23 protein-coding genes, 1 pseudogene and 1 riboswitch are annotated in these 23185 nt (G+C 52.2%); of the genes and pseudogenes, 5 read left to right on the top strand and 19 right to left on the bottom strand.

Features of this window, described 5'->3' with window-relative positions:
- Window positions 1–692 precede the first annotated feature (692 nt).
- The 15 genes and pseudogenes from tnpC to BS29_RS11445 all read right to left on the bottom strand — a co-directional run.
- Window positions 693–2365, bottom strand: a pseudogene (gene tnpC, locus BS29_RS11375) (IS66 family transposase); the annotation flags it as partial.
- Between the two features lie 66 nt (window positions 2366–2431).
- Window positions 2432–2785 (bottom strand): IS66 family insertion sequence element accessory protein TnpB, encoded by a 354-nt coding sequence (gene tnpB, locus BS29_RS11380; RefSeq protein WP_229953770.1) that lies wholly within the window; start codon window positions 2783–2785, stop codon window positions 2432–2434.
- A complete protein-coding gene (locus BS29_RS11385) occupies window positions 2782–3192 on the bottom strand; it encodes a transposase (protein WP_229953771.1) in 411 nt (136 codons plus the stop codon). The genes tnpB and BS29_RS11385 overlap by 4 nt, the downstream gene beginning before the upstream one ends.
- Before the next feature lie 151 nt (window positions 3193–3343).
- Window positions 3344–3976 carry a HEPN domain-containing protein gene (locus BS29_RS11390; protein WP_229953772.1) on the bottom strand — a complete coding sequence of 211 codons (633 nt, stop codon included), beginning with the start codon at window positions 3974–3976 and terminating at the stop codon, window positions 3344–3346.
- Window positions 3976–5166, bottom strand: coding sequence for a DUF262 domain-containing protein (locus tag BS29_RS11395; protein ID WP_229953773.1), 1191 nt, complete (start codon window positions 5164–5166; stop codon window positions 3976–3978). The genes BS29_RS11390 and BS29_RS11395 overlap by 1 nt, the downstream gene beginning before the upstream one ends.
- A gap of 240 nt (window positions 5167–5406) precedes the next feature.
- Window positions 5407–6285, bottom strand: coding sequence for an alpha/beta fold hydrolase (locus BS29_RS11400; RefSeq protein ID WP_229953774.1), 879 nt, complete (start codon window positions 6283–6285; stop codon window positions 5407–5409).
- Between the two features lie 78 nt (window positions 6286–6363).
- On the bottom strand, window positions 6364–6894 hold the full coding sequence (locus tag BS29_RS11405) for a hypothetical protein (protein WP_229953775.1): 531 nt from the start codon (window positions 6892–6894) through the stop codon (window positions 6364–6366).
- Between the two features lie 8 nt (window positions 6895–6902).
- A complete protein-coding gene (locus BS29_RS11410; RefSeq protein WP_229953776.1) occupies window positions 6903–7382 on the bottom strand; it encodes a RidA family protein in 480 nt (159 codons plus the stop codon).
- Between the two features lie 65 nt (window positions 7383–7447).
- Complete coding sequence (locus tag BS29_RS11415; protein ID WP_229953777.1) at window positions 7448–7792, bottom strand: hypothetical protein; 345 nt, start codon at window positions 7790–7792, stop codon at window positions 7448–7450.
- A 48-nt stretch (window positions 7793–7840) separates the two neighbouring features.
- Complete coding sequence (gene thiC, locus BS29_RS11420; RefSeq protein ID WP_229953778.1) at window positions 7841–9751, bottom strand: phosphomethylpyrimidine synthase ThiC; 1911 nt, start codon at window positions 9749–9751, stop codon at window positions 7841–7843.
- Between the two features lie 40 nt (window positions 9752–9791).
- Window positions 9792–9902: riboswitch (TPP riboswitch) on the bottom strand.
- 83 nt (window positions 9903–9985) lie between these two features.
- Window positions 9986–11116: an EAL domain-containing protein gene (locus tag BS29_RS11425; protein ID WP_229953779.1), complete on the bottom strand. Its 1131-nt coding sequence runs from the start codon at window positions 11114–11116 to the stop codon at window positions 9986–9988.
- Between the two features lie 118 nt (window positions 11117–11234).
- A complete protein-coding gene (sciP, locus tag BS29_RS11430) occupies window positions 11235–11525 on the bottom strand; it encodes a CtrA inhibitor SciP (protein ID WP_229953780.1) in 291 nt (96 codons plus the stop codon).
- Window positions 11526–11821: 296 nt separating this feature from the next.
- Complete coding sequence (locus BS29_RS11435) at window positions 11822–12673, bottom strand: MipA/OmpV family protein (protein WP_229953781.1); 852 nt, start codon at window positions 12671–12673, stop codon at window positions 11822–11824.
- A 38-nt stretch (window positions 12674–12711) separates the two neighbouring features.
- The gene (locus BS29_RS11440; RefSeq protein ID WP_229953782.1) at window positions 12712–13140 is read right to left on the bottom strand and encodes a DUF2141 domain-containing protein; all 429 of its coding nucleotides are present in this window, start codon (window positions 13138–13140) and stop codon (window positions 12712–12714) included.
- Entirely contained in the window at window positions 13109–13858 is a 750-nt protein-coding gene (locus tag BS29_RS11445) for a sterol desaturase family protein (RefSeq protein WP_229953783.1), read from the bottom strand. Before BS29_RS11445 ends, BS29_RS11440 begins: the two co-directional genes overlap by 32 nt.
- 110 nt (window positions 13859–13968) lie before the next feature.
- Here BS29_RS11445 and crtY point away from each other — a divergent pair, with 110 nt between their 5' ends.
- From crtY to BS29_RS11460, 3 genes are read left to right on the top strand one after another with little or no spacing between them, the layout of a single operon-like run.
- A complete protein-coding gene (crtY, locus tag BS29_RS11450) occupies window positions 13969–15129 on the top strand; it encodes a lycopene beta-cyclase CrtY (protein WP_229953784.1) in 1161 nt (386 codons plus the stop codon).
- A gap of 12 nt (window positions 15130–15141) precedes the next feature.
- The gene (locus BS29_RS11455; RefSeq protein WP_229953785.1) at window positions 15142–16662 is read left to right on the top strand and encodes a phytoene desaturase; all 1521 of its coding nucleotides are present in this window, start codon (window positions 15142–15144) and stop codon (window positions 16660–16662) included.
- Window positions 16662–17591: a phytoene/squalene synthase family protein gene (locus tag BS29_RS11460; RefSeq protein WP_229953786.1), complete on the top strand. Its 930-nt coding sequence runs from the start codon at window positions 16662–16664 to the stop codon at window positions 17589–17591. Before BS29_RS11455 ends, BS29_RS11460 begins: the two co-directional genes overlap by 1 nt.
- Here BS29_RS11460 and BS29_RS11465 read toward each other — a convergent pair.
- From BS29_RS11465 to BS29_RS11475, 3 genes are all read right to left on the bottom strand, one after another.
- Window positions 17588–18373, bottom strand: a complete 786-nt coding sequence (locus BS29_RS11465; protein WP_326838460.1) for a 3'(2'),5'-bisphosphate nucleotidase CysQ — start codon at window positions 18371–18373, stop codon at window positions 17588–17590. The two genes, BS29_RS11460 and BS29_RS11465, sit on opposite strands and share 4 nt — an antisense overlap.
- Window positions 18374–18497: 124 nt before the next feature.
- A complete protein-coding gene (locus tag BS29_RS11470; protein ID WP_229953788.1) occupies window positions 18498–19844 on the bottom strand; it encodes a TldD/PmbA family protein in 1347 nt (448 codons plus the stop codon).
- A gap of 69 nt (window positions 19845–19913) precedes the next feature.
- The gene (locus BS29_RS11475) at window positions 19914–20309 is read right to left on the bottom strand and encodes a hypothetical protein (RefSeq protein ID WP_229953789.1); all 396 of its coding nucleotides are present in this window, start codon (window positions 20307–20309) and stop codon (window positions 19914–19916) included.
- Between the two features lie 217 nt (window positions 20310–20526).
- Between BS29_RS11475 and BS29_RS11480 the strand changes: the two genes are divergently transcribed.
- Window positions 20527–21813: an NADH:flavin oxidoreductase/NADH oxidase family protein gene (locus BS29_RS11480; protein ID WP_229953790.1), complete on the top strand. Its 1287-nt coding sequence runs from the start codon at window positions 20527–20529 to the stop codon at window positions 21811–21813.
- Here the strand turns inward: BS29_RS11480 and BS29_RS11485 are convergent, their stop codons facing one another.
- A complete protein-coding gene (locus tag BS29_RS11485; protein ID WP_229956860.1) occupies window positions 21814–22347 on the bottom strand; it encodes a Crp/Fnr family transcriptional regulator in 534 nt (177 codons plus the stop codon).
- A gap of 94 nt (window positions 22348–22441) precedes the next feature.
- Between BS29_RS11485 and BS29_RS11490 the strand changes: the two genes are divergently transcribed.
- Entirely contained in the window at window positions 22442–23173 is a 732-nt protein-coding gene (locus tag BS29_RS11490; protein WP_229953791.1) for an SDR family NAD(P)-dependent oxidoreductase, read from the top strand.
- The last annotated feature ends 12 nt before the right edge of the window (window positions 23174–23185 follow it).

Here is a 23185-nt window from a genome sequence, read left to right on the forward strand (position 1 = left end):
TCTCAAACTAGATTTTTACGCAATCACTGGCCTTCTCGAGAACAGATTTCGGCCACACGCCCGCGGTCATCCCACCGGGCCACATATCGCACGCCGGCAGCGAGAACAGCGCAGCTCGCATTCTCTCCCCGTTAACGAATGGGCGCCAAATAACCCTAGCTCATTTAGGCCGATTGATCGCTGAACAGAATCCTCAGGGCGGAATGACTTTTTCCCTGATCTTGCCCAAGCAACTTTAACGGCCGCCGGAAGCAGCCCTTAGATCATTTCTATTTTGGATATTCAAAGCGCAGTAACTAACTATGAAATGGAGATTGATACTCGCCTAATTTGATGAATTAGTAGCTTTCTTTCGTGACCAGATAAGATCATATCCGCCGTCCTCTCGCTTCTGGACAATGAACGATACGCTATCGTTGCTGCTGGAAACCGCTCCAAAAAGCTCATTTATTTCACCAACCTTAATCCAATCAGAAGTTTTATTTCTCAGACCTTCTATATCAGCAGCATTTGCGAGTGGCCGAACATCTATATCATCGAGTACCCGAATAGGTAGAAAGAAGGACATAGAATCTACCATTCCCATCTGCTTTCCGTCCTCCCGCTTGTTCAAAGTTCCAACCTCCATCAGGCAAGTCTCTCGCTAAGACATTATTGCGCAACCCTTCAACAATAGCTAGCTCGCCTTCGGTTGCCGGTATTCCGTCTTCTGGAATATCCGCTGTTTCATCAGTCCAATTCCAAGGTAGTAGTTCGTCCAGTCTATTAACCGGATGGCCTTCACCGACGCGGCGCAGGACGTCTGCCAGCCAAGCTTCGGGATCGACTTTATTGAGCTTAGCCGTTTCTATCAGGGAATACATGGCTGCCGCATTGTCGCCGCCGCTATCGGGGCCCGCAAACATATAGTTCTTGCGGCCAAGCGCGATGCCCCGAATGCTCCTCTCAGCAGCATTATTGTCGATCTCCAATTGCCCGTTTTCGGTAAACCGCAAGAGTGCATCTTTACGAGTAATTGCATAGCGCAATGCTAAGGCCAGTGGCATCTTTGCAGATATCTGCCCCAATATACCTTCCGCCCAATGGAAGAAGCTCTGAGCTTGTTTCCTGGAATCCACTCTTCCTGCCACCCGCGTCATCCAATTTGGTGCCCGCTTCAGTTGTTTTTCGGCCGCATAGAGCAACGCGATCTGATCCAGCGCTTCTTTGGCAGCTACTGATTTCTCCGCCTCATGCACATCAAAGATTTTTCGCCGAACGTGCGCCCAACAAGCAACTTCCACAATTGGACCGGGTTTCCGGGCTTTATCATACAATTGGTCGTAGCCGGGATAGCCATCGGCCTGCATGAAACCTGCAAAATCTCTCAAATGTTTCTTCGGATGCTCCGCTTTTCGATCTCTCGAATAATAAAATCGAACAGCCGGAGGGTCTTTGTCGTTCCAATCTCGGTTATCTCGAACGTAGGTCCAAAGTCTGCCCGTTTTGGTCTTACCCTTACCGGGCGAAAGAACGGGAACCGTTGTATCATCTGTGTGGATCTTTTCGGAAGCCAACACGTGCTTGCTGATCAACTCAACCAAAGGATCAAGCAACCAGCTAACTTGTCCCACCCAATCAGCCAGTGTTGACCGGCTCAGGTCTATGCCATCACGCTTAAATATCTGTGATTGGCGATATAATGGAAGGTGGTCAGCATATTTTGAAACTACCACATGAGCGAGAAGACCTGGCCCCGCACGGCCGCGAGGAATTGGAAGCGCGGGTGCTGGCGCCTGAGAAATAGCATCGCAGCTCTTGCAAGCCATTTTGGGTCGCGCATAGCGCTTTACGTGAAAGCGTCCCGGCGTATATTCCAACACTTCGGTTATATCTTCACCGAGTAAGCCCGTATCGCCACCGCAGTCACTGCAAGTTCTGAATCGGGTGCTGGACATAATATGTCTTCGCGCGGCAAAGCAGCAGGCAAAGGCTCGCGTTTAGGCTTGGCTTTAGTTTCCTCGAGTGGATCTTCCAATTCATTGGGCTCTGAAGCGGCCACTCTGCTTTCGTCTAGTGCCTGGGCTGTTTCCATGTCCTCCAGACTGAGTTCAAGTTGCTCCATCAACTCACGCAATTTTTCCGAAGACTGCCCAAACTTCATCCGGCGGAGCTTAGCAAGTTGCGCTTTTAGTTTTTCAATCTGGAGGGCGTTCAGCTTTATGGACTGCTTCGCCATTTCCAATGCAGCGCGGGTGGCTGCATGGGCTTTTTTCTCATCTTCATGAGCCTCTTTTTCAGCCGCCAAACGTTCTTGAAGAGCAAGCGCATAGGCTCGCAATTCTTCCGGATCAAAGGGTAAATTAAGGTCTTCTGAAGACTTGATTTACTATAGCAAAAGCATGTATTTCGGCAAGCAAAAAAATGTGTAAAAACGACAGAAAAATGCGCCTTACAGCTGCATTGGAACTCTTCCCTGGGGAGGCGCGACGGTACGCCTCCAGCCGATGCCTTCAATCAACAACGCGAGTTGGCCTGGTGTCATTTCCATGCCGCCATCAACCACAGGAGGCCATACAAATCGACCCGATTCAAGGCGCTTTGCAAACAAGCACAAACCGGATCCATCCCAAAGCAAAGCCTTCAAATAGTCACCCCGTTTTGAACGGAAAACGAACAGATGTCCTGAGTACGGATCTGCCCGAAACACCGGACCTACCATCGCAGCTAAGCCGTCAAATCCATATCGCATGCTAACAGGTTGCGTTGCCAAATGTACTTTGGTCCCGGGCGGCAGTCCAATCATGAGCAGGCCTTCAGGGATTGTAGTACACGTTGCAGAGCATGTTCGTTCACATGACTATCAACAACTAACTCCGTGCCGTTTGGAAGCCGCATCAGAATTCTGCCCATTGGCATTGAAGAATGAGCAGCATTCGCAACATGAACAGGTTTTGGCTCAGGTTGCGCTTGGATGTTTTTCAAATCTTCTATGGTTCCAAACGGCATCAAATCGATTGGGCCGCTAGCTGATTGCTCCCGAGCTTTTTTCTGGCTTCGCCAATTGTACAGAACGCTCGGGGAAATATCATTCTGTTCTGCAACCATCTTTACCGTGTTGTGGGGCAGTTCGCATTGGGCAATCAAAGCATCTTTATCGGCATCGCTGTATTTGCGCCGACGTTCAGTCCGCGTGATTACTTCCATTTGCATCGTGTCCGCCTCTTTGGTCCTTCTGGACTCCAGAAAGAATTCCTGAGGATCTAATCAAAGATTGTCGCCGATCGTGCAAGACGGGGTTGGCCGGACGCTTACCAACAGTCGCAGTAAGTCCGTTTTCACAGCAAATGTAAATACTGCCTTTTCAGTTTATTTTGGTCGAGTATTTGGAGCAGAGGCAAACTTCTTGGTCAATCCCTTCCAAATCTCTGACTATCGATTTCAGATCAGTTTCAAACGCGCTGAGTGTGTCTTCATTCTTGATAACAAATTTGTGCGCTAAACCACCACGACGTTCTCCTAATGCTGTAAGAGAATTCACGAGACTGAGGTCGATTTCATTTGGTTTAAACCCTATCGGTATAAACAGATTATCTAAGTTTCGTTCAGAAATTCCATGATTTTCCTTTATAGTATTTCTAAAGAGATTTATCGCTTGTTTAGAATACTCATCAATGTCTCGAACCAAATCGCTCCCTATCTTAGATTTCGACTTCTCTGCCTTTGTTTCATCCAATACTTTGGCCGCAACTAGAGCTACCAGTGTTCTTGATATACGTCCTTTATCTTTGAAGTTCCGCCGAGCGTCCATTGCCGCCTCAAGAGCGAGCTCCTCTAAAAACTGCTCTATCGCTGCGTGACAAAGCAAAACATACGAGCTCAGCTTTAATCGCTGAAGATCGTTTTTGCATTCTATCGGATCGACCCGAACTACAATCTTACGTGCTTTTCTAAGGTCAGCTTTCAGCTTTTTATAGTGGGAGGTTGGCGACTTCATTATTGGATGCTGGGAATTTCAATCGAAATACCGGAAATTTGTTCAACCGAACCGTACCATTTTTCAAAACGCCTAGAAGTGTTTTCGACTGATTTTGTCGTTGTCTCAACGGATCTAACAAAATCATTATCTTCGGTGAATAGCAACTTGAACGATTCTTCAACTTTCAGTTTGTTACTGTTAGCCCATTCGTAAAATTCTTTATTGGATAGCGAACCAACTAATACGTCAAAAAGTGCTCTATTGAATCGTGTTTCATATGCTTCACCAAGCCATTTTCTACAGAAGCGTTTTTCTCCAAAAATATCTATACCCAATGCAATAGCTCGATTCATTGCATCTAACCGCTCGACTATAACGTTTTCAAATCCGTCATTTTCGTAAAGCGCATTGTATTTCTCACTGCAATTATCCAAAAATAACTTCAGATTTCCATTATATTCCATTTCAGGGTCAGAGAATGCTAAATGTCGAATACTTAGTTCTACATCTGCCATTCGGGGGTCAGGGGATTTTTTCCTTAACAAATGGTGCAGTGGTCCAATTGTCTCTGTCCAATTGATTATATGTTTCAAAAACGGCCCAGGGTGAAGTGACATCCGAAGTTCCATTGGGGAAAGGCGAACTGATCCTGAATTTAAACGATGAAAAATCTCGTACAGAACTTCTTCGTTCTCCCAACCTTTTAATACTGCGGCTCTAATTACCCCGTTGTTAAAGCGGTCCTTCCAATCCTCATCTTTGGAGATTTGCGGCCAATCTTGTCCGCCAATTTCTGCATCCAATACCGACAAATTTCTTAATTTAAATCGGGTTCCGCCATCGTATTTGCCATTTAGGAATTCTTTAATCGTAGTAAGCCTTTGCTTTCCGTCCAAAACCAAATACCGGGATCGACTGTCTTTTCTCGACGAAAGCAATATTTGTGGGATAGGTACTCCAAGAAAGATTGATTCTATAAACTTAGACTTTGCCTTCTTCGACCATACATTCCTTCTTTGAAACTCTGGATCAAGGTCAATTTGCTGACCAATTTGACTATAAATCGTACCCACTGTCCAATCGCTCGGTGCAAGAACCAATCCGTCAAAATCGTTGACAGAAATCCCCTCTACTTGTTCATCTTCTCTTGGATCATCTATTTCAAATTCTTCATCTCTATCTTCCCAAGTAGGGTTTGTATTAGTCATACTTGTTATCCTTCGGATATTTTTTTGAATACCTACTTTTGAATCAATTCGTTGCACGATAATATACAGTTATTCGAATTCGTCTATCGAATTACAGTAAAATCACTGTTGTTAAGTTCGCAGTTGACTAAATAGATCGAACTGTCTTTGCCGGTTCGTTTACCTCATTGCTAGCAAGTAGGACAACTACCTTGTGTCATAGACCTTCGTCAGTTTGCGCATGCCTTATCTTGCCACCCATCACAACCCACCCCGAAACTCCTCATAAGCCGCCAGCACATCCGCGGCCCCTTCGGTCTGCGGATAATGGCCCAGATGGTCCAGCCGCCATGCGGGCACCTCCGGGTTCAGCGCTGCGACGGCGTCGACCAGATGGCCGCCGGATACCGGGTCCTGGGTGCCGTTAATCAGCGCGATCGGGCATGGCGGGTGGGTGAGCTGGGCTTCCCAACGGGGGCCGTGGGTGCGGCGGTCGGCGATATAGTGGAGCAGCTTATGTTGCAGCCGGTGGCCGCCATGGGTGCGGATCACGGCCCAATAGGCGTCGAGTTCCGCTGCGCCGGGCTGCGTATCCTTGCCGAAAACCTCGCTAAAGCTTTTGCCGAAACGCTCCCGGTTCATCAGGCGCACGAACAGCCAGCCAAAGGGTCCGGTGAGCAGTTTTTGAATGGGCCGCGCGCGATGCTGCGCGGGGAGCAGGCCGCCGTTGAGAAAGGCGCAGCTCAGTAATTTGTGCGCCAGCCTGCCCTCGCCATGGCGCGCGAGCAGTTCCTGCCCCGGGCTGACGCCATAATCATGGACGAGGAGATGAAAATCCTCACCCAATAAAGTCTCGGCCAGATTCGCCGCGAGATCGCTTTGTTCCTGCAGATCATAATGATGCCCCTTCGGCTTGTCGGAAAAACCAAAGCCGAGAAAATCAAACGCCACCACCCGATAACGCGCCGTCAGGTCCGCCCACATCGGCAGCCAGTCGAGGCTGGAGGTCGGAAAGCCGTGGAGCAAGAGGAGCGGCGGCGCGGATGGGTCGCCGCCCGTGCGGACGAAAATCTGGTGGCCGTTCCACTCGATAAATTGTCCGTCCTTGCGCCACTGCTCTGCGCTTTGTGGTGTAATCATGGGTGCAAATTCCTCATCCTCGCCAATGGCTTGCGATAGCAGTCCATTGGCCGTGCTGGCAATCGCGCCCTGCCCCGTTCAGATATCTGCCAACAGATCGCCCAACTGGCGAACGCGGGCGCGGACCGAGGCGGCGCTGTCCTTGGCTGCGGCGCGCGCGGCATCCCGGGCGGCATGGCCATATTCCGGATGCTGGACAGCGATCCGGCACAGCGCATCCACCGACCAGGCGCGCAGGAACGGGCGGTCATGATGGAGAAGCGGTGTGAGCCAGCGATCCATGGTTGCTGCGCCATCGGCTGAGAAGGTCAGATGGGCCGCGCTCTGACAGACATGCAGCTGCGCCTGCCAATATCGAATCGCTGGGATTTCATCCCATAGGGCTTCGCTTTGCGCCGGGGAAAGTGCCTCCCCGCCTTCCAGCGCCGCCTTGATCAGCCATGTTGCACCGCTAGACACCTCCGCCTGATCATGCGCCGCGAGCGCAATCAGCGCGTCGAGATAGTTGGCCTCACCCCGATATTCGGCCTCAATCTCACCAAGCAGCGTAACCGCTTTGCCATCAAAGGCCTGAAGGCGGTTGAGCAAGGCAGCGGCAGACAGGGCCATGGGGTGGGTTACTCCGCTGGTTCTTTCACCTTTGGCGTCTGGCGCGCGGTGATCTTGATCTCTACCAATCCACCCGGCGTGTAGAGGCGGTCAACGTCAATTGCGGTCCAGGCTGGAAAAGGCGCTTTCACAAACCGGTTCTTGGCGGCGGCGAGCGGCGGCATCGACTGGTCGATATCGACATGATAGGTGGTGATATCCAGCACATCGTCCCAGCTCGATCCGGCGCGTTTCAGGATCGTACCCAGATAGGTGAAAGTGCGGGCATAGCTTTCCTCATCGGTCATGCCCTCCGGCGTCGGGCCAGCAATAACGCCTGACAGATAAACGGTACCATTGTGGATGACGGCCTGAGAAAAACCGAACTGCTCCATAAAAGCTCGGCCCTGTTCGTTTTCGGGCATCAGGGTCTGCTTCGGCTCCGCCTGCGCGGCCGAGCTGACACCTATGATCGCCATGGCGGCAAGCAATTTCGATATGGTTTTCATGCGTTTTTCTCCGCTGGATATCCTATTTTGTCGGCGGGCAGATAGAGTGCCTGACCTTAGTCCTTTTAGACTTTCGCCGATTCAAGCATACAGGGAAATTCCGCGCCGTAATAGTTCAATAGCCCCAAATCTTGGTGCAGACGAAAACTCACCTCATCACCGAGGAAATGAATTTCTTTCCCCTTGCGATCAGAGCGCACCATTGTCTCGGCGGCCCCGCCTTTACCCCAACCGCCGGGAATATAGAAAGACAAGACATGCAGTACAGCCTGCTGTGGGTCTTTAGCCCGCATTGTCACGACATAGTCGTTAAGCAGCGCTGGTGGCATTTCACAAACATAGCGTCGGTCATCCTGCGCGGGCGGTGAGAACATCGCCGGCGGCGCTGGTACAACGATGGTGGGATCCATGCCTCCCACCATCGCCCATGACATGATTGCTACTATGCTAATGATTGCTTACTCGGCCGGTTCTTCCACCTCATCCGCTGGCAGGTAAAGCTCCTGCCCCTTGTCTTTGTAGACTTTGGCCATTTCGCGCATGCCTTCTTCGGCTGCGGCTTTCGACGCCGCTGCGGTATCCGCACCCAGTTTTTCCGAAGCGATAAAGCCTTCGGCGCTCTGGTTTTGTTTGCTGGCGAAGTCGCGGACTTCCTGGCTGATTTTCATGCTGCAGAATTTGGGCCCACACATCGAGCAGAAATGGGCGGTCTTGGCGCCTTCTGCGGGGAGTGTCTGGTCATGATATTCCTCAGCCGTATCGGGGTCGAGCGACAGGTTGAACTGGTCGCGCCATCGGAATTCGAAGCGCGCCTTTGAAAGCGCGTCGTCGCGAACCTGTGCGGCCGGGTGACCTTTGGCAAGATCGGCGGCATGGGCGGCAAGTTTATAGGTGACAACGCCTACTTTCACATCATCGCGATCGGGCAGACCGAGATGCTCTTTCGGCGTGACGTAGCAAAGCATCGCGGTGCCATACCAGCCGATTTGCGCCGCGCCGATGCCGCTTGTGATATGGTCATAGCCCGGCGCGATGTCGGTGGTTAGAGGTCCAAGCGTGTAGAAAGGTGCCTCGCCGCAGACTTCGAGCTGCTTGTCCATATTCTCCTTGATCTTGTGCATCGGCACATGGCCGGGGCCTTCGATCATCACCTGCACGTCCTGCTTCCAGGCGCGGTGCGTCAGCTCGCCCAGCGTGTAGAGCTCGGAGAATTGCGCTTCGTCATTGGCATCGGCTATCGAGCCGGGACGCAGGCCATCGCCCAGCGAATAGGCGATATCATAGGCCTTCATGATCTCGGTAATCTCATCAAAATGCTCGTAGAGGAAGCTTTCCTTGTGATGGGCGAGGCACCATTTTGCCATGATCGAGCCACCGCGGCTGACAATGCCGGTGACCCGTTTCGCCGCCATCGGCACATAGGGCAGCCGGACACCCGCATGGATGGTGAAATAATCAACGCCCTGCTCGGCCTGCTCGATCAGCGTGTCGCGGAACACGTCCCAGGTCAGGTCTTCGGCGACTCCGCCAACTTTCTCGAGCGCTTGGTAAATGGGTACGGTCCCAATCGGCACCGGAGAGTTACGGATAATCCATTCGCGCGTGTCGTGGATATTACGCCCGGTGGAGAGGTCCATCACCGTGTCCGCACCCCAACGGGTGGACCAGACCATCTTGTCCACTTCGCTGGCAACATCAGAAGCCACGGCGCTGTTACCGATATTGGCGTTAATCTTGACCAGGAAATTACGACCAATTGCCATTGGCTCGGTTTCCGGGTGATTGACATTATTCGGAATGATCGCCCGGCCCCGCGCCACTTCGTCCCGTACAAATTCCGGTGTAACATAATCGGGAATGGCCGCACCGAAGCTTTGTCCATCGCGGACATATTCCTTGAGCCGCTCGCGCCCGAGATTTTCACGCTCGGCGACATATTCCATTTCCGGGGTGATAATCCCCTGGCGGGCATAATGCATCTGGCTGACATTCTTGCCCGCCTTGGCGCGGAGAGGACGTTGCACGACATTGGGGTATTGCGGGACACCGCCGCTGCGGTCCGGGCCGAGCTGACCATTATCTTCCGGTTTGACCTCGCGGCCATCATAGCTTTCAACATCCCCGCGTGCTTCGATCCAATCGCGGCGCAATTGAGGAAGGCCCATATTGATATCGATCAGCGCATCAGGATCGGTATAGGGACCGGACGTATCATACACCCGAACCGGTTCTTCACCACCTTCGAGATGGATTTCGCGCATCGCCACCCTGATGCCGGAACCACTATGCGCCGCTACGTGGATCTTCTTGGAACCGCGGATTGGTCCGGTGGTTACGCCAATTTCGGTTTTTGCAGGAATGTCGGCCATGTTCTTTACTCCAGTTGCCGGAGTGAAGAGGCGGGATTTTTGTCTAACACCGCTCCCTCCCTCCGCCCGGGTTAACGGGATCAGGTTCAACGGGTCGCGGTTTATTCCGCTCTCAACCTGCGTTCACGCACAGGCTCCCCGGGGATGAGTCGCAAGGTAGTGTGCTGATCCCCGAAGGTCCAGAGAAGATTGGTGGCGGTAGCGATAGAAGCTGCGTGACGAGGCGCGAATTATCTACCAGCCAGGCACGAAATATTTGGGTGGTACCGCACAGCCCCAGTAGAAGCCTTGCCCGAAATCGGCACCCAATAAACGCGCCTGCGCTAAATGATGCTTGGTTTCGATCCCTTCAATCACCGAACGTGCTTTACGGCCGCGACAAAATTCCAGCATCGAGGCAAGCAGAGAGATTGGAATATCGCCATCGTAACAAGCGTTGAAGATATTCTTGTCGATCTTGAGTTCATCAAATGGGATTTTTGCGATCCGTTCCAGATTGGCGAGACCAGTGCCGTAATCATCAATCGAGATACCCAGTCCGTGTCCACGCAAAGCGTGACAGACAGCTGCCAAACGATCGACATCGACCACCCGCGCTTCCTCGGTAATCTCAAGCATCAAAGCACCTGGCGGCACATCGGCATGCTTCAACCGGCTGATCAGTGCATCAACGAACCGCCGATAGGTCATCATGATTGCGCTGCAATTAAATGATACGGGAACGGACTTACCTCTTTTGGCCAGCGCCGTGGCAAGTTTGATCGATTCATCGACAACGACCAAAGTAGCCTCCACCTCAACCGCAACATCTACCAGATCGGAGAAAATAATAGCCGGGTTGAGCGCCCGACGCGTTTTCACGCGAGTAAGAGCTTCATATCCAACGATTTTATCATTGTCCAAAGACTGCTTCGACTGAAACTCAACGGAAAGATTTGGCAACAACCTGTCCGTCTCAACCAGCGCGCAGACATAATCCAGATCGTTCACGGTGTGGCCGCTCACATCCGCCATACGGCCAATCAAGTTACATAATGTCGGAACGGCATAAGGCTTTTGCAACCGTTGAACGACGCTGGCTGTATCAAAAGCAAGCGCATCATCGCTATTATCTTTCGGGTTGGGTGTAAGTATGACCGGCAAGGACGGCCGCAATCCAGCAAAGCGGTCCAAAAGGCCGTGACCATTTTCCCGCATGGTTTTGGGATCAATGACCAGCGCATCTGGACCGAAAACCAAACTGGCTTCTTCATCCAGTTTGGAAAACACGCAAGCGACGGAGATATCATGCGCCTCCAGATCGTCCTGCAAGGATCGGGAGAGCGCATTTTCTTCTTCAACAACAATAACTTTGGCGGTGGACATGACAGGACCTCGATAGGATGGGTTTCGCACCAGCGCGGCCGGGCGAAATCTAAAACTTGGTTTGGGTAATTGGAGAATGATCGGGTGCTGTCACAATGAGCGACAGCCCCAATAGCTGCTAAGCAATCACTTTCTGATCACGATATTCTTGCATATGCGCGATGCTCAGACCGTTCATGCCGGAACGGTGAATCGCCTGCTGCCAAGAGATCAATTCCTCCAGCGATAGGTTATAGCGTTCGCAAGCTTCATCGGTCGTCAGCAGCCCGCCATTAACGGCGGCGACAACCTCTGCTTTGCGCCTCACAACCCAACGTGTGGTGTCTGGCGGTGGCAGATCATGTTCGGCTAACGCTTCCCCAAGCGGGCCAATTACACGTGTTGCTTTTGGTAATGTTACTTCTTTCATACGGAACCTCAATTCTGCCTTGCGGCGTTGCCCTGTTCCTATGCCCACGAAGAAAATGCGCCGAGGACGTTAAGCCAATTTAAATTTATTTGGTTAACAGCGATTAACGCTGTCGCAGGCTGCGACGCGATTTTCTGGCATCGAAAGGGTCTGTACGAAAGCTATGAAATAGCGGGCAAATTTATAGAATTTGCCGAGCAATAACAGTCAGGCAAAAATACGCTGTGCCAATGATTTTCAGAACACCGGCGCAATCAAAATTTGCTGATACACATCAAATTGAAGCGACTCGCTATTTAGAAAGTATATCCGATTCCAATGGCTCCGAAGAACTGATCGGCATCGCCCCTGATCGATGTAATCGGGGATCTTTTGGCATCGCCCAGCAAGCGAGAATAGTTGCCAAGCAATATTACCGAAAATCCACCATTGGTCGCATCTCCATCGAGATCAATCGCGCCAAAAACCGAAGCACCAACATTTTTCCAGCCACCCGTCGCGCTGAATGTTGGCAGACCGCTGGCCGCTGTACCTGCCGGCGATACGCTGAAATAATAGTCCGCATAATCATCATCGACATGGTCGGCGTTGATAGAGAAACTGATCGCAGTACCGCGGTTGATCGGCCGGAAATAGGTCAGGCTTGGCGAGATAACCCGCCCTTCATGAGCACCAGCCACATCCCATCGCAAATCGACTTGCGCGGTAAGAGAATCGAACCGGCTGAACACACGATTGACCTTCACGCCGCCAGTTGCTCCCAGTTCAACGGCAACATCCAGCTCGCCGAGGTCGCGGACCACGTCATCCCTGATCCCGCTATTGCGATCGAAACGGGCGCGGACAACTGGTCCCAGGATGAAATCGACCTTGGCACCATCTTGGTCAGGAATGACGTCCAGTGCCAGTCCGGGACCGCGGGGTTCAAAATCAATACCGGCCACACTGCCCAAAATGACTGGCAGCGGATTAATGTCATAATTGTCCGAACCTTCATAGCTCGGCCCAACAGCAAGGCCCACACCCAAGGTTACATAGTCACCGTCAAACACAGATTCTCCACGGGGCGGTCCCTGCCCCTCTGGTTGCGCAAGAACAGGGGACGAAGCAACAAAAAAGCAAGTTGCAGCCAAAGCATATTTGTACATTTTATTTCCTGAAAACTGGGGGACGAATTCGGATCATATCATAGGATATATTTCATTTTCACGGCATAGTTTACATTATCTGCACCAATCGTGAACTGGGCTGATTTAAACTTGGGAGGCCCCATACCGATTTTGGGATTGCGTGAAAAACCAAAGCCTTCACGTGGTAGAAACAGTCGCAGATCCATTTTTCCATTGGCATTTTCATCATGAACCAGAGCCACGGCATAGGTGCCGGGTTCCACATTGGTAAATTGGACATTGGCCGCATCAGACGCTGCAACCTTCATCTTGCGGGCAGTTTTGTCTTTCCGGCAATCGGGGAAATATTTCGGATTGCTGCTCAAACAGACCAGCACATCGCCTTTTTCCGAACGCAGATTGGAAATGGCTATGTCAATTGTCGCGGTAACCGCCGGAGCGACCGCAGTCTGATTAGCCCCTACTGCGCTGACCGGCAGCGTCATCAAAACTGCCAAGCCCGAGGTCAGTGCCACAAACTTTGTCCCAGAACCGAAAATATAACCCATAATTGCCCCTATACGCACTGTGATGTTTTTCATGATGGGTAGCGGTTATCAGGCCTTTTCCTAACAGGCCGTTAACCAACCAACGTGGAAAAATTTCCCATCCCATATGATTTGTAACACCCATAATTGTCATGATCGCCAGAACAAGGCCCAACACGCCAACATGAATCGGAATCAAGGTAACCAGAATAGGGATAACAATTGCACCGCTAATCGCTTCTATCGGATGAAAACTCATTGCTGCCCAAGCAGTTGGTGGCCGGCTTTCATGATGAACCGCATGGGCTATCTCAAACCAGCCTTTCCGATGGAACAGCCGGTGCGTCCAGTAAAACCAAGTGTCATGCAGGAACAGATAGACCAACAGCGAAACCGGCAGATACCAGAGCGGAAACTGGCCGATATCGGTGTAAATCTGTGTCCAACCGGCATTTTGCCAGCCCCATGCGACGACACCGGCCGGTATCCCATAGATTGCCGCCGAATAAAGCGACCAACGTATCTCGCGGGATATTTGCGGTTTCAACTTGTCATATTGCCCCGGTCGAACGCGCTGGGTCAGCCAGGCGAAAAAACCGCTGGTTATCAGATAACGCACGCCGACAATCAGTGTCATCACCACTGAGGAGATAATTATCGCGGCCACATAACTCATGTCCCGACGCTATGCCGCAAATGCGCGCCCGACAAGGGTAAAGCGGTTTATTTTCTTACATGCTTTGGGACAGGCTTCCCTGCGCCCGCCCCATAGGCTACGGCCATTCCATGGCAGCGGGAAAAGATTTTGATCTGGCAATAGCGGGCGGCGGACTGGCTGGCGGTCTGATCGCGCTGGCGCTACGCAAGTTACGACCAGAATTGTCGGTCGCACTGGTTGAGGCGGAAAACCATTTTGGCGGCAACCACGTTTGGTCGTTTTTCGAAAGCGACATAGCGCCCGAGCATTTTTGGCTTATGGAACCGCTGATTTCCTATCAATGGGATAGCTATGATGTGCGCTTCCCGAAATATGATCGCACACTACATACCGGCTATCGGTCAATCTTGTCAGAGAATTTTGATCGCGTCATTCGCAAGAATCTGTCGAAGAAAAGCCTTATAACTGGCTCTAAAATAGATAATATTGAAGCCAGCACTATCACCATGACCGACGGCAAAAAGCTGACGGCCAACGCGATATTGGACGCCCGCGGCGGCGGTGATTTTTCCGCGCTCCAATATGGCTGGCAGAAATTTGCCGGACAGGTTTTGCGCCTTTCCGAACCCCATGGACTGGATCGCCCAATCATCAAGGACGCCACGGTCGAGCAGATTGACGGCTACCGCTTCGTCTATTCCCTGCCCTTCAGCGAAAACGAGATTTTCGTTGAAGATACCTATTATTCCAATGGCGGCGATCTGGACATCGAAGCCAGTCATCAACGCATAGCCGACTATGCCGAAAAGCAAGGTTGGGAGATTGCCGATATCAGCCGCAATGAAGCGGGTTGTTTGCCGGTGCTCTATGGTGGCGACTTTGACGCTTTCTGGGCGGCTCATGATGGCGTCGAGGCGCGCGCCGGGGCCAGAGCAGCACTGGTTCATCCGGTGACCAGCTATTCCCTGCCGATGGCGGTTCGCACCGCGATGATGGTCGCCGCGTTGCCCGATTTGAATCAGGATAGCCTGAATATAATGCTACGCGAATATGCGGCAAAGCACTGGCAGGATTGTAAATTCTATCATATGCTCTGTGCAATGATGTTCGAGGCGGGTAAGCCCGAGAAACGCTATAAAACGCTGGAGCATACTTACGGCAAGAATGAGGATTTAATTGCGCGCTTCTATGCTGGCACGACCACCAGACTGGATCAAGCCGCGTTGCTTTCCGGTCGTCCGCCTGTCCCGATTACCAAAGCCCTTCCCATCATGATGAAATATAGATGAGCGCCAAAAGCCATGAATGACGTAACCAAAAACCAGTCCGAATTGTTTAAGAAGGCCGCCGTTATCGGTTCGGGCTTTGGTGGTCTGGCGCTTGCTATTCGCCTGCAGTCAGCTGGCATCCAGACAACCATCCTGGAAAGCCGCGACAAGCCGGGCGGCCGGGCTTATTATTGGGACAAGGATGGGTTTATCTTTGATGGTGGCCCCACCGTCATCACCGATCCCGACTGCCTCAGCCAACTGTGGGACCTGACTGGTCACGACATGGCAAAGGATATCGAACTGATGCCGGTATCGCCTTTTTACCGGCTGAACTGGCCGGATGGGACCAATTTCGACTATGTCAATGATCCGGAAGAGCTTTACGCCAATATCGCTGCTATCGAACCGGATGATGTCGAAGGCTATAAACGCTTCCTTGAATATAGTGGCGGGCTCTATGAAGAAGGCTATGTCAAACTCGGCACCAAGGCGTTTCTTGATTTCAAATCGATGATCAAGGCGGCTCCGGCGCTGATGAAATTCGAAGCCTATCGGTCAGTCTATGCCAAGGTTTCGGGCTTTGTGAAGAACGAGAAACTTCGGGAGTTCTTATCCTTCCAGTCACTTTTGGTTGGCGGAAATCCCATGGCGACCAGCGCAATATACGGCCTGATCCACAAGCTGGAACGGCTTGGCGGGGTTTGGTTTGCCAAAGGCGGTACGAATATGCTCATCGCCGCGATGGTAAAGCATTTCGAGCGAATTGGCGGCACCATCCGCTTGTCCGATCCGGTCACCAGCATCGATACAATGGGCGACCAAGCATCCGGCGTTACCTGTAAATCGGGCTGGAGCGAAACATTTGACGCTGTGGCATCCAATGCCGATGTCATGCACAGCTATCGCGACCTGCTGAGCCACAAACATCGCAGCGACAAGGTAACCGCCTCGCTCAACAAGAAGAAATATTCGCCATCGCTCTTCGTCGTACATTTTGGCCTGAAAGGCACATGGCCAGGAATTCCGCATCACATGATCCTGTTCGGACCGCGCTACAAAGGGCTGCTCGAAGACATTTACGATAATGGCGTATTGCCGAGCGATTTCTCGCTTTATCTCCATCATCCTACGGTCACTGATCCGGAAATGGCACCAGAAGGCCATAGCACCTTCTATGTGCTGGCGCCGGTACCGCATCAGGGCAAGTTGCCGATTGACTGGGAAGAGATGGGGCCGATTTACGAGAAGCGTATTCTCGACGAGATTGGCCACCGCCTGATCCCCGATATTCACGACAGGATCGTGACCAGCTTCCACTATACGCCGCAGGATTTCGGCACCGATCTCAACGCGCATCTCGGCAGCGCCTTCAGCCTGGAGCCGCTGCTCACCCAGAGCGCCTGGTTCCGGGTGCATAACCGGGATGATGTGATCAACAATCTCTATTTTGTTGGCGCCGGAACCCATCCGGGTGCCGGTATCCCGGGCGTAGTCGGCAGTGCCAAGGCAACGGCGGAGCTGATGCTTGAGGATATTCTGCAATACGCCTGATGAATCGCGCCAACCTCGTCCTTCACGCCAAAGCCAGTATCGATCGCGGGTCCAAATCCTTCGCGCTCGCATCCAAGCTGTTTGCTGTTCATACCCGTGAGCGGGTGTGGATGCTCTATGCCTGGTGCCGCGAATGTGATGATCTGGCCGATGGTCAGGATCATGGTCATGGCATGTCGGCAACCCCGGCGTCGGAAAAAACCATTGCTGTCATGCGCATGCTGACCCGCCGCGCAATGGGTGGTGAACAAACGGGAAAACCGCCTTTTGATGCGATGGGTATTGTCGCGCAGGAATGCCGCCTACCCAATGAGTTAGCCAATGACGTTATTGATGGCTTTGCGCTGGATGCCAAATCATGGCGGCCGCAGAGCGAAGATGATCTCTACCAATATTGCTATCATGTTGCCGGCGCGGTCGGCTGCATGATGGCGGTCGTCATGGGTGTCGGACCACGGGATGAAGAGACGCTCGACCGCGCCTGTGATCTGGGATTGGCCTTTCAGCTATCCAATATCGCCCGCGATATTGCGGAGGATGCCGCGGCCGGGCGCTGCTATTTGCCGAAAGACTGGCTTGCCGAGATGCGGATTGATCCCGATGATCTGATGAACCCCACGCGCCAGGATGCTTTGGTTCAGCTGGTCACGCGGCTATGCGATCTGTCGGAACGCTATGAGGCTTCCGCCCGGATAGGTGCAGCGCGCTTGCCTTTCCGGTCGCGCTGGGCCGTGTTGGCGGCGGCAGGAATTTACGGTGATATCGCCCGTGCAGTTAGGCGCAGCGAAGGCGGTTCACTCAATAAGCGAATTGTGACCAGCAAAGCGGCAAAAGCCGCATGGGTTGCAAAAGCGTTCGGTCAGGCGCTGTTTAAATCCAAATGGACAGATCGCGAACAGCTTTGGACGCGCCCGCGAAGACTAGCTTAGCTCTGCCCTTCATTCTCCGAGAGAAATTTGGCAACCCGCGCAACGGCAGCATCATGAATACCCTCTGACGTACACAGCACGCCAAAAGCTTGCCCATGTGTACCATTATAACGAAGCTTTTTGCCATGCGCATCCGTGACCATCGCGCCTGCTTCTTCGGCGATGACATGAGCCGCAGCAATATCCCATTCACTACCCCAGCGCGTTGATACGACCAAATCCGCGCGATCATCGGCCACCATGGCCAGACGAAGCGCGATGCTGTTGGGTTTGGTGACCGGGGCCAGTTTGATTTCTTTAGGCAGATCAACATCGCCGAGCGGAATGCGCGATCCGTCATAACGGTCACGCGTACTCGCCTTCAGGCCTCGGCCATTCACTTCGGTATGACTGCCAGCTTTAGCGATCCAGGTTTCTTCCATCGCCGGTGCTTCCAAGATACCAAAAATTGGGGCCCCGTTTTGAACCAGCGCGATGGAGACGGCCCAGCCCGTTTCGCCCTTCACGAAATCCTTGGTGCCATCGATTGGATCAACCACCCATGCCATATCGCGTCCGGACAAGGACTGATCTTCCGCGGTTTCTTCTGACAGCCATCCGGCTTCCGGCAATTGCGCCGCCAGGCGTTCACGGAGGAAGCGATCCACCGCAATATCGGCTTCGCTAACAATCTGCCCAGGTGATTTTTCCCAGGTTTTTTCAGCGCTTTTACCCGCCTGCCATTGCCGCATGGCAAGATCGCCCGCTTCCCGCGCTATCGCAACAATTTTATCAAAATCCACCAACCCCAATTAACTCCATTACCCCCCCCCCGCCTGTTCCAACGGGCTTGGAAAGGCGGTATTACTGTCTGATAAGCGCGGTTCGCCAAGCGCACCACTAACGATTTCGACTTGACCGAATTCCCTAGCCACCGGCCACTGTCATGCTGTCCGTGCGCAAAGTCGGCGCGTTGACGGCATAGCGATATTCCAGATCGTCCGCCGGGATCAGGCTGGCAAACATATCTTTGAGGTTGCCAGCAATGGTTATTTCCGAAACCGGCGCTCCGATTTCTCCATCGGTAATCAGGAAACCGCCTGCCCCGCGACTATAATCGCCAGTGACAGGATTCACACCCTGTCCGATTAGTTCCGTGATGTAGACGCCATGTTTGATATCCTTAAGCAACTCAACCTTGCTGACAGATCCGGCGCTCATATGCAGGTTAGTGACACTGACGCCCGGCGCGCCGCCAACGCCGCGAGAAGCGTGGCCAGTAGGTTGCAGACCCAATTGCCGCGCTGATGCGCTTTCTATAATCCACTGTGTCAGACGGCCATTATCGATCAATTTTGTCTTAGCGGTGGGCAAGCCTTCGCCATCAAAAGCCTTTGAACGCAAACCACGTTTGCGGTGCGGGCAGTCGATAATATTGATTGTGCTGTCAAAAACCTGTGTGTCCAAGGCCTCCAACAGAAAACTGGTTTTGCGGGCAATGCTGCTGCCCGAAATAGCGCCAACAAAATGGCCCAATAGGGAATTTCCAATACGTGGATCGAACACGACCGGCATCGCGCCGGATTCAAAATCAACAGGGTTGAGACGAGATACCGCCCGCTCTCCCGCTTCCTTGCCAATCACATCGGGTGTATCCAGATCCTCAAAATGGCGTGTGCTGTCATAGGCATAGTCGCGTTCCATGCCGTCACCTTCACCTGCAATGACGCTGGCGTGGCAGCTGTAACCGCTGGTCGAATATGCGCCGGAGAACCCGTGACTCGTAGCCAAGGCAACAATCGAACGGCCAGCGCTGGCACCGCCGCCTTCGCTATTGGTAACGCCTTCCACAGCTCGTGCGGCATCTTCCGCTTTCAACGCCATTTCCCGTAATTCTGCTGGATCGGGATCGACGCCGTCATCGCCATCAATAGGATGAGGAGCCGATCTCAGGATTAATTCTTCGGGTGCCAAACCAGCAAATTGATCCTCCGGCGCCTCACGCGCCATGTCCATCGCTCGACCAACCAAATCGGACAAGATTTCGGGATCCATGTTAGAAGATGAAACTGTCGCAGAGCGTTTGCCAGAAAAGACCCTAAGGCCAATTTCTTCGCCTTCAGATCGCTCAACATCTTCCAGATTGCCAAGTCGCATGGATACTTGCGTTGATGCATCGCAGACGTAGATCGCATCTGCGGCACCAGCACCAGCTTTTTTCGCTTGGGAGATAAGGGCGTCGGCGCGGTCCTGCGCTTCTTGTGGTTTTAGCATGGGCAGGACATAGGTATCCGCGGCGGCTAGGTCAACGCCGCGATCACGTTTGAATAAGAAAGGAGAGGTCTAAAAAATAGTACCAATAAGTTTGATGATTGCCACAAAAACAAATGGCAAACCCAACGCCAATATCCAAAGGGTCACTTGGTCCTTGCGAAAGCGTGCAGCCAAGCTTTGATCGCTTAATCCGCTTTGGGCAACATTCTGCCAGCGCTTTTCATATTTTCGACAGAATGGGACGATAACCACCACTAGTAGCACCAGTCCGAAATAAGGCGCAATTGACATGCCCTTGGTTTGTATAAAGCTCAGAACGAAAAATATTTGCATCAATGTGTAGACGAGCAAAGCCGACGCACAATTGTTGCTCATTTTCTTTTCCCACTGCACCGCCGATGATGAGCGAAGCTCACGATCACCGCGATGTTTTGCAACTGATTTGCGAGATGCTGCTGCAACCATATCCAATCCCCTTCAACATTCTCTCTCCGCGCTGTCAAATGTTTCCCCAAACTAGCGCTACTGACACTATAACCGCTTTTTTCCAAAAGCCAAATCGGCGGTTTTCAGGCTTAAAATGTCGTTAACATGACATAGGACTTGCCAAAAATTCTAATGTCGCACAGAATCAGTTTTCATTCGCAATGTAATTACGACTTCAATAGCCGGGGGCAAATCCATGACCATTTCACTAACCGACCCACTCACCCTGCCCTGTGGTGCCGTTTTATCCAACCGGATTGGCAAAGGAGCTATGACCGAAGGAATGGCAACCCCGGATGGTGTACCGACCCCAGAGCTGGAACGACTTTATGGGATCTGGTCCGATGGCGGCGCAGGCATGTTGTTGAGCGGAAACATTCAGGTAGATCGTGATCATCTCGAACGGCCTGGCAACGTCGTGATCGACAAGCCTGCTAATGATGCCATGATGGCCGCGCTCAAAAGCTGGGCGGCTGTTGCCACACGCAACGGCAATCATTTCTGGGCCCAGATTAGCCATGCCGGACGGCAGACACAAAGCAATGTCAACAAACATCCCAAGGCCCCGTCGGCAGTCAAGCTAGGCTTGCCTGGTGGTCAATTTGGTGAACCGGTTGCGCTGACCATCACCGAGATTGAGGAACTGGTCGATCGTTTTGCGCTGGCTGCCAAAACTTGTCAGGACGCTGGCTTTACCGGTGCACAAATTCATAGTGCGCACGGTTATCTGCTCAGCAGCTTCCTCAGCCCGCGCGCCAATCAGCGCACCGATGAATATGGCGGCGGCCTCGAAAACCGAGCGCGCTTCCTGCTTGCCGTCATTGCCAAGACACGCGCGGCGGTCGGCCCGGATTTCCCGATTTCCGTCAAGCTTAACAGCGCGGATTTTCAAAAAGGTGGCTTTGCCTTTGAGGACAGTTTGCAAGTTGTACAATGGCTCGAGGCAGCGAGCGTCGATCTGATTGAGATATCGGGCGGCACCTATGAACAGCCTGCCCTAATGGGAGCCGATGGCATGGAGGAGAAAGAGGAGCAGAATGTCGCGCCTTCGACCCAGGCCCGCGAAGCCTATTTTGTCGACTTCGCGAAAGCAATGCAGGTGTCAGTGAAAGTTCCTTTAATGGTCACGGGCGGGTTCCGTACGCGTGCTGCGATGGAACAGGCGTTGGAAGGAGGAGCAGCAGATCTCATCGGTCTTGGCCGCCCAATGTGCGTAGTCACTGATGCACCCAAGCAGTTGCTCGAAGGCCTCGACGAACTGCCACGCTATGAGAACAGTCTGCAACTCATTCCCGACTGGCTTGGTTTTCTGAAGCGCTTTCAGATGGTCAAAGCTGTGGACGGCTTTGCCACAATCTATTGGTTTTACGAACAATTGTTCAACATTGGAAAAAGCGGTAAAACCGACCCAAGGCTCAGCGTATTCAAAGCCTTTCGCGCCGTAGAAGCAAGGAACAAAGAGATATTGACCGCGCGTAGCTGATTAGCCTAGCTCGGCCACCCGCTTTTTGATCCGGCTCAGCCCAACCGGAGTTACACCCAAATAGAGTGCAATCTCATTTTGTGTGACCATCTCCGTGATATGCGGCGTGGTTTTGAGCAATTCCCTGTAACGGTCTTCTGCAGACAGGCAGAGCAGCTCATATTCGCGGCGCTCTTTTTTCATCGCAAATGCCAGCAGAAAATCAACGACCACGCCTGCAATATTGGCATTGTCACGGCTCGCTTCATAGATTCGGCTGAAATCTAGCCGGATTAATTCGGCTTGCTGCATGCAAACCAGACTGAAGGATGCGCTTTGTCCGGCATAGCTTGCTGTCAGACTACCGATAAAATCACCGGGTTGAATGAAGGATTTGATGTGCTCCTTGCCTTCGCTCGACAGATAATAGGCTTTCAAAAGCCCCTGTCGAACGGCGTAGAGCGATCTATGATCCTCTCCTTGGCGAAACAAATGCTCTCCCGCATCTGCCTCAACTGATTTTCCATAGGTTTCGAGAAATTGAGAAAACTGCATCACTTTTAACCCAGGTTAATTACGGCTCCATCGGCGCAGCGTAACAGCACCTTCAACACGGTGCTATTCATTTTGGAAATAGAGGTAAAATCCCATGGCCATTAGCGGCAAAAGAATTGTTATAACCGGCGGAGCTTCAGGCTTGGGTCTTGAGCTAGTCCGACAACTAACGCCAGATAATGAGATTATTGTCATTGCTAGAGAGTCGGAAGGTTTGAAACAACTTGGCAGCGATTATCCCGAAATTTCTATTTTTAAAGCCGATTTGTCTGATGATGTTGCGGTTAAAATGGCAGCGACTGACCTAGTGGCTAAATTTCCAGCGATTGATGGCCTGATCAACAATGCAGCTTTGCAATATACGCCCAGCTTTCTCGACCCCGATTTTGAATATGATCAGATCGCCAAGGAAGTCGCGATCAATTTCACGACGCCTGCCCAGCTTTGCTACCTGCTGCTCCCTTCCCTGCTTAAAGGAAACCTGCCGTTCATTCTCAATGTGAATTCTGGACTAGGTCTGGTCCCTAAAACCAGTTCTGCCATCTATTGCGCAACCAAAGGTGGTCTCAACATCTTATCCCAAGCATTGCAAAATCAACTGGAACAGACGGACGTAGCGGTTTTGCAGGCTTTTCTTCCCTTGGTTGACACAGCTATGACCAAGGGCCGCGGCGAAGGAAAGCTGCCGCCAGACCGCGTCGCAAGTGATATTCTCAAAGGCATCGCTGCACGCAAGGCCATGATCGATGTCGGCAAAGTTAAATTGCTGCGCCCCATTTCCAGGTTCATGCCGCGCCTTGCTCGCAAAATCATGAAATCAGGCTAAGAGGAAGATAAT

This window comes from Parasphingorhabdus litoris DSM 22379, assembly GCF_020906275.1.
GTDB lineage: Bacteria > Pseudomonadota > Alphaproteobacteria > Sphingomonadales > Sphingomonadaceae > Parasphingorhabdus > Parasphingorhabdus litoris.

What these genes read in the sequence shown, in the direction of transcription:
- tnpB (WP_229953770.1), bottom strand. Translation starts at nt 2,785, where the DNA reads ATGATTGGACTGCCGCCCGGGACCAAAGTACATTTGGCAACGCAACCT.
- BS29_RS11385 (WP_229953771.1), bottom strand. Translation starts at nt 3,192, where the DNA reads ATGCAAATGGAAGTAATCACGCGGACTGAACGTCGGCGCAAATACAGC.
- BS29_RS11390 (WP_229953772.1), bottom strand. Translation starts at nt 3,976, where the DNA reads ATGAAGTCGCCAACCTCCCACTATAAAAAGCTGAAAGCTGACCTTAGA.
- BS29_RS11395 (WP_229953773.1), bottom strand. Translation starts at nt 5,166, where the DNA reads ATGACTAATACAAACCCTACTTGGGAAGATAGAGATGAAGAATTTGAA.
- BS29_RS11400 (WP_229953774.1), bottom strand. Translation starts at nt 6,285, where the DNA reads ATGATTACACCACAAAGCGCAGAGCAGTGGCGCAAGGACGGACAATTT.
- BS29_RS11405 (WP_229953775.1), bottom strand. Translation starts at nt 6,894, where the DNA reads ATGGCCCTGTCTGCCGCTGCCTTGCTCAACCGCCTTCAGGCCTTTGAT.
- BS29_RS11410 (WP_229953776.1), bottom strand. Translation starts at nt 7,382, where the DNA reads ATGAAAACCATATCGAAATTGCTTGCCGCCATGGCGATCATAGGTGTC.
- BS29_RS11415 (WP_229953777.1), bottom strand. Translation starts at nt 7,792, where the DNA reads ATGGATCCCACCATCGTTGTACCAGCGCCGCCGGCGATGTTCTCACCG.
- thiC (WP_229953778.1), bottom strand. Translation starts at nt 9,751, where the DNA reads ATGGCCGACATTCCTGCAAAAACCGAAATTGGCGTAACCACCGGACCA.
- BS29_RS11425 (WP_229953779.1), bottom strand. Translation starts at nt 11,116, where the DNA reads ATGTCCACCGCCAAAGTTATTGTTGTTGAAGAAGAAAATGCGCTCTCC.
- sciP (WP_229953780.1), bottom strand. Translation starts at nt 11,525, where the DNA reads ATGAAAGAAGTAACATTACCAAAAGCAACACGTGTAATTGGCCCGCTT.
- BS29_RS11435 (WP_229953781.1), bottom strand. Translation starts at nt 12,673, where the DNA reads ATGTACAAATATGCTTTGGCTGCAACTTGCTTTTTTGTTGCTTCGTCC.
- BS29_RS11440 (WP_229953782.1), bottom strand. Translation starts at nt 13,140, where the DNA reads ATGACGCTGCCGGTCAGCGCAGTAGGGGCTAATCAGACTGCGGTCGCT.
- BS29_RS11445 (WP_229953783.1), bottom strand. Translation starts at nt 13,858, where the DNA reads ATGAGTTATGTGGCCGCGATAATTATCTCCTCAGTGGTGATGACACTG.
- crtY (WP_229953784.1), top strand. Translation starts at nt 13,969, where the DNA reads ATGGCAGCGGGAAAAGATTTTGATCTGGCAATAGCGGGCGGCGGACTG.
- BS29_RS11455 (WP_229953785.1), top strand. Translation starts at nt 15,142, where the DNA reads ATGAATGACGTAACCAAAAACCAGTCCGAATTGTTTAAGAAGGCCGCC.
- BS29_RS11460 (WP_229953786.1), top strand. Translation starts at nt 16,662, where the DNA reads ATGAATCGCGCCAACCTCGTCCTTCACGCCAAAGCCAGTATCGATCGC.
- BS29_RS11470 (WP_229953788.1), bottom strand. Translation starts at nt 19,844, where the DNA reads ATGCTAAAACCACAAGAAGCGCAGGACCGCGCCGACGCCCTTATCTCC.
- BS29_RS11475 (WP_229953789.1), bottom strand. Translation starts at nt 20,309, where the DNA reads ATGGTTGCAGCAGCATCTCGCAAATCAGTTGCAAAACATCGCGGTGAT.
- BS29_RS11480 (WP_229953790.1), top strand. Translation starts at nt 20,527, where the DNA reads ATGACCATTTCACTAACCGACCCACTCACCCTGCCCTGTGGTGCCGTT.
- BS29_RS11485 (WP_229956860.1), bottom strand. Translation starts at nt 22,347, where the DNA reads ATGCAGTTTTCTCAATTTCTCGAAACCTATGGAAAATCAGTTGAGGCA.
- BS29_RS11490 (WP_229953791.1), top strand. Translation starts at nt 22,442, where the DNA reads ATGGCCATTAGCGGCAAAAGAATTGTTATAACCGGCGGAGCTTCAGGC.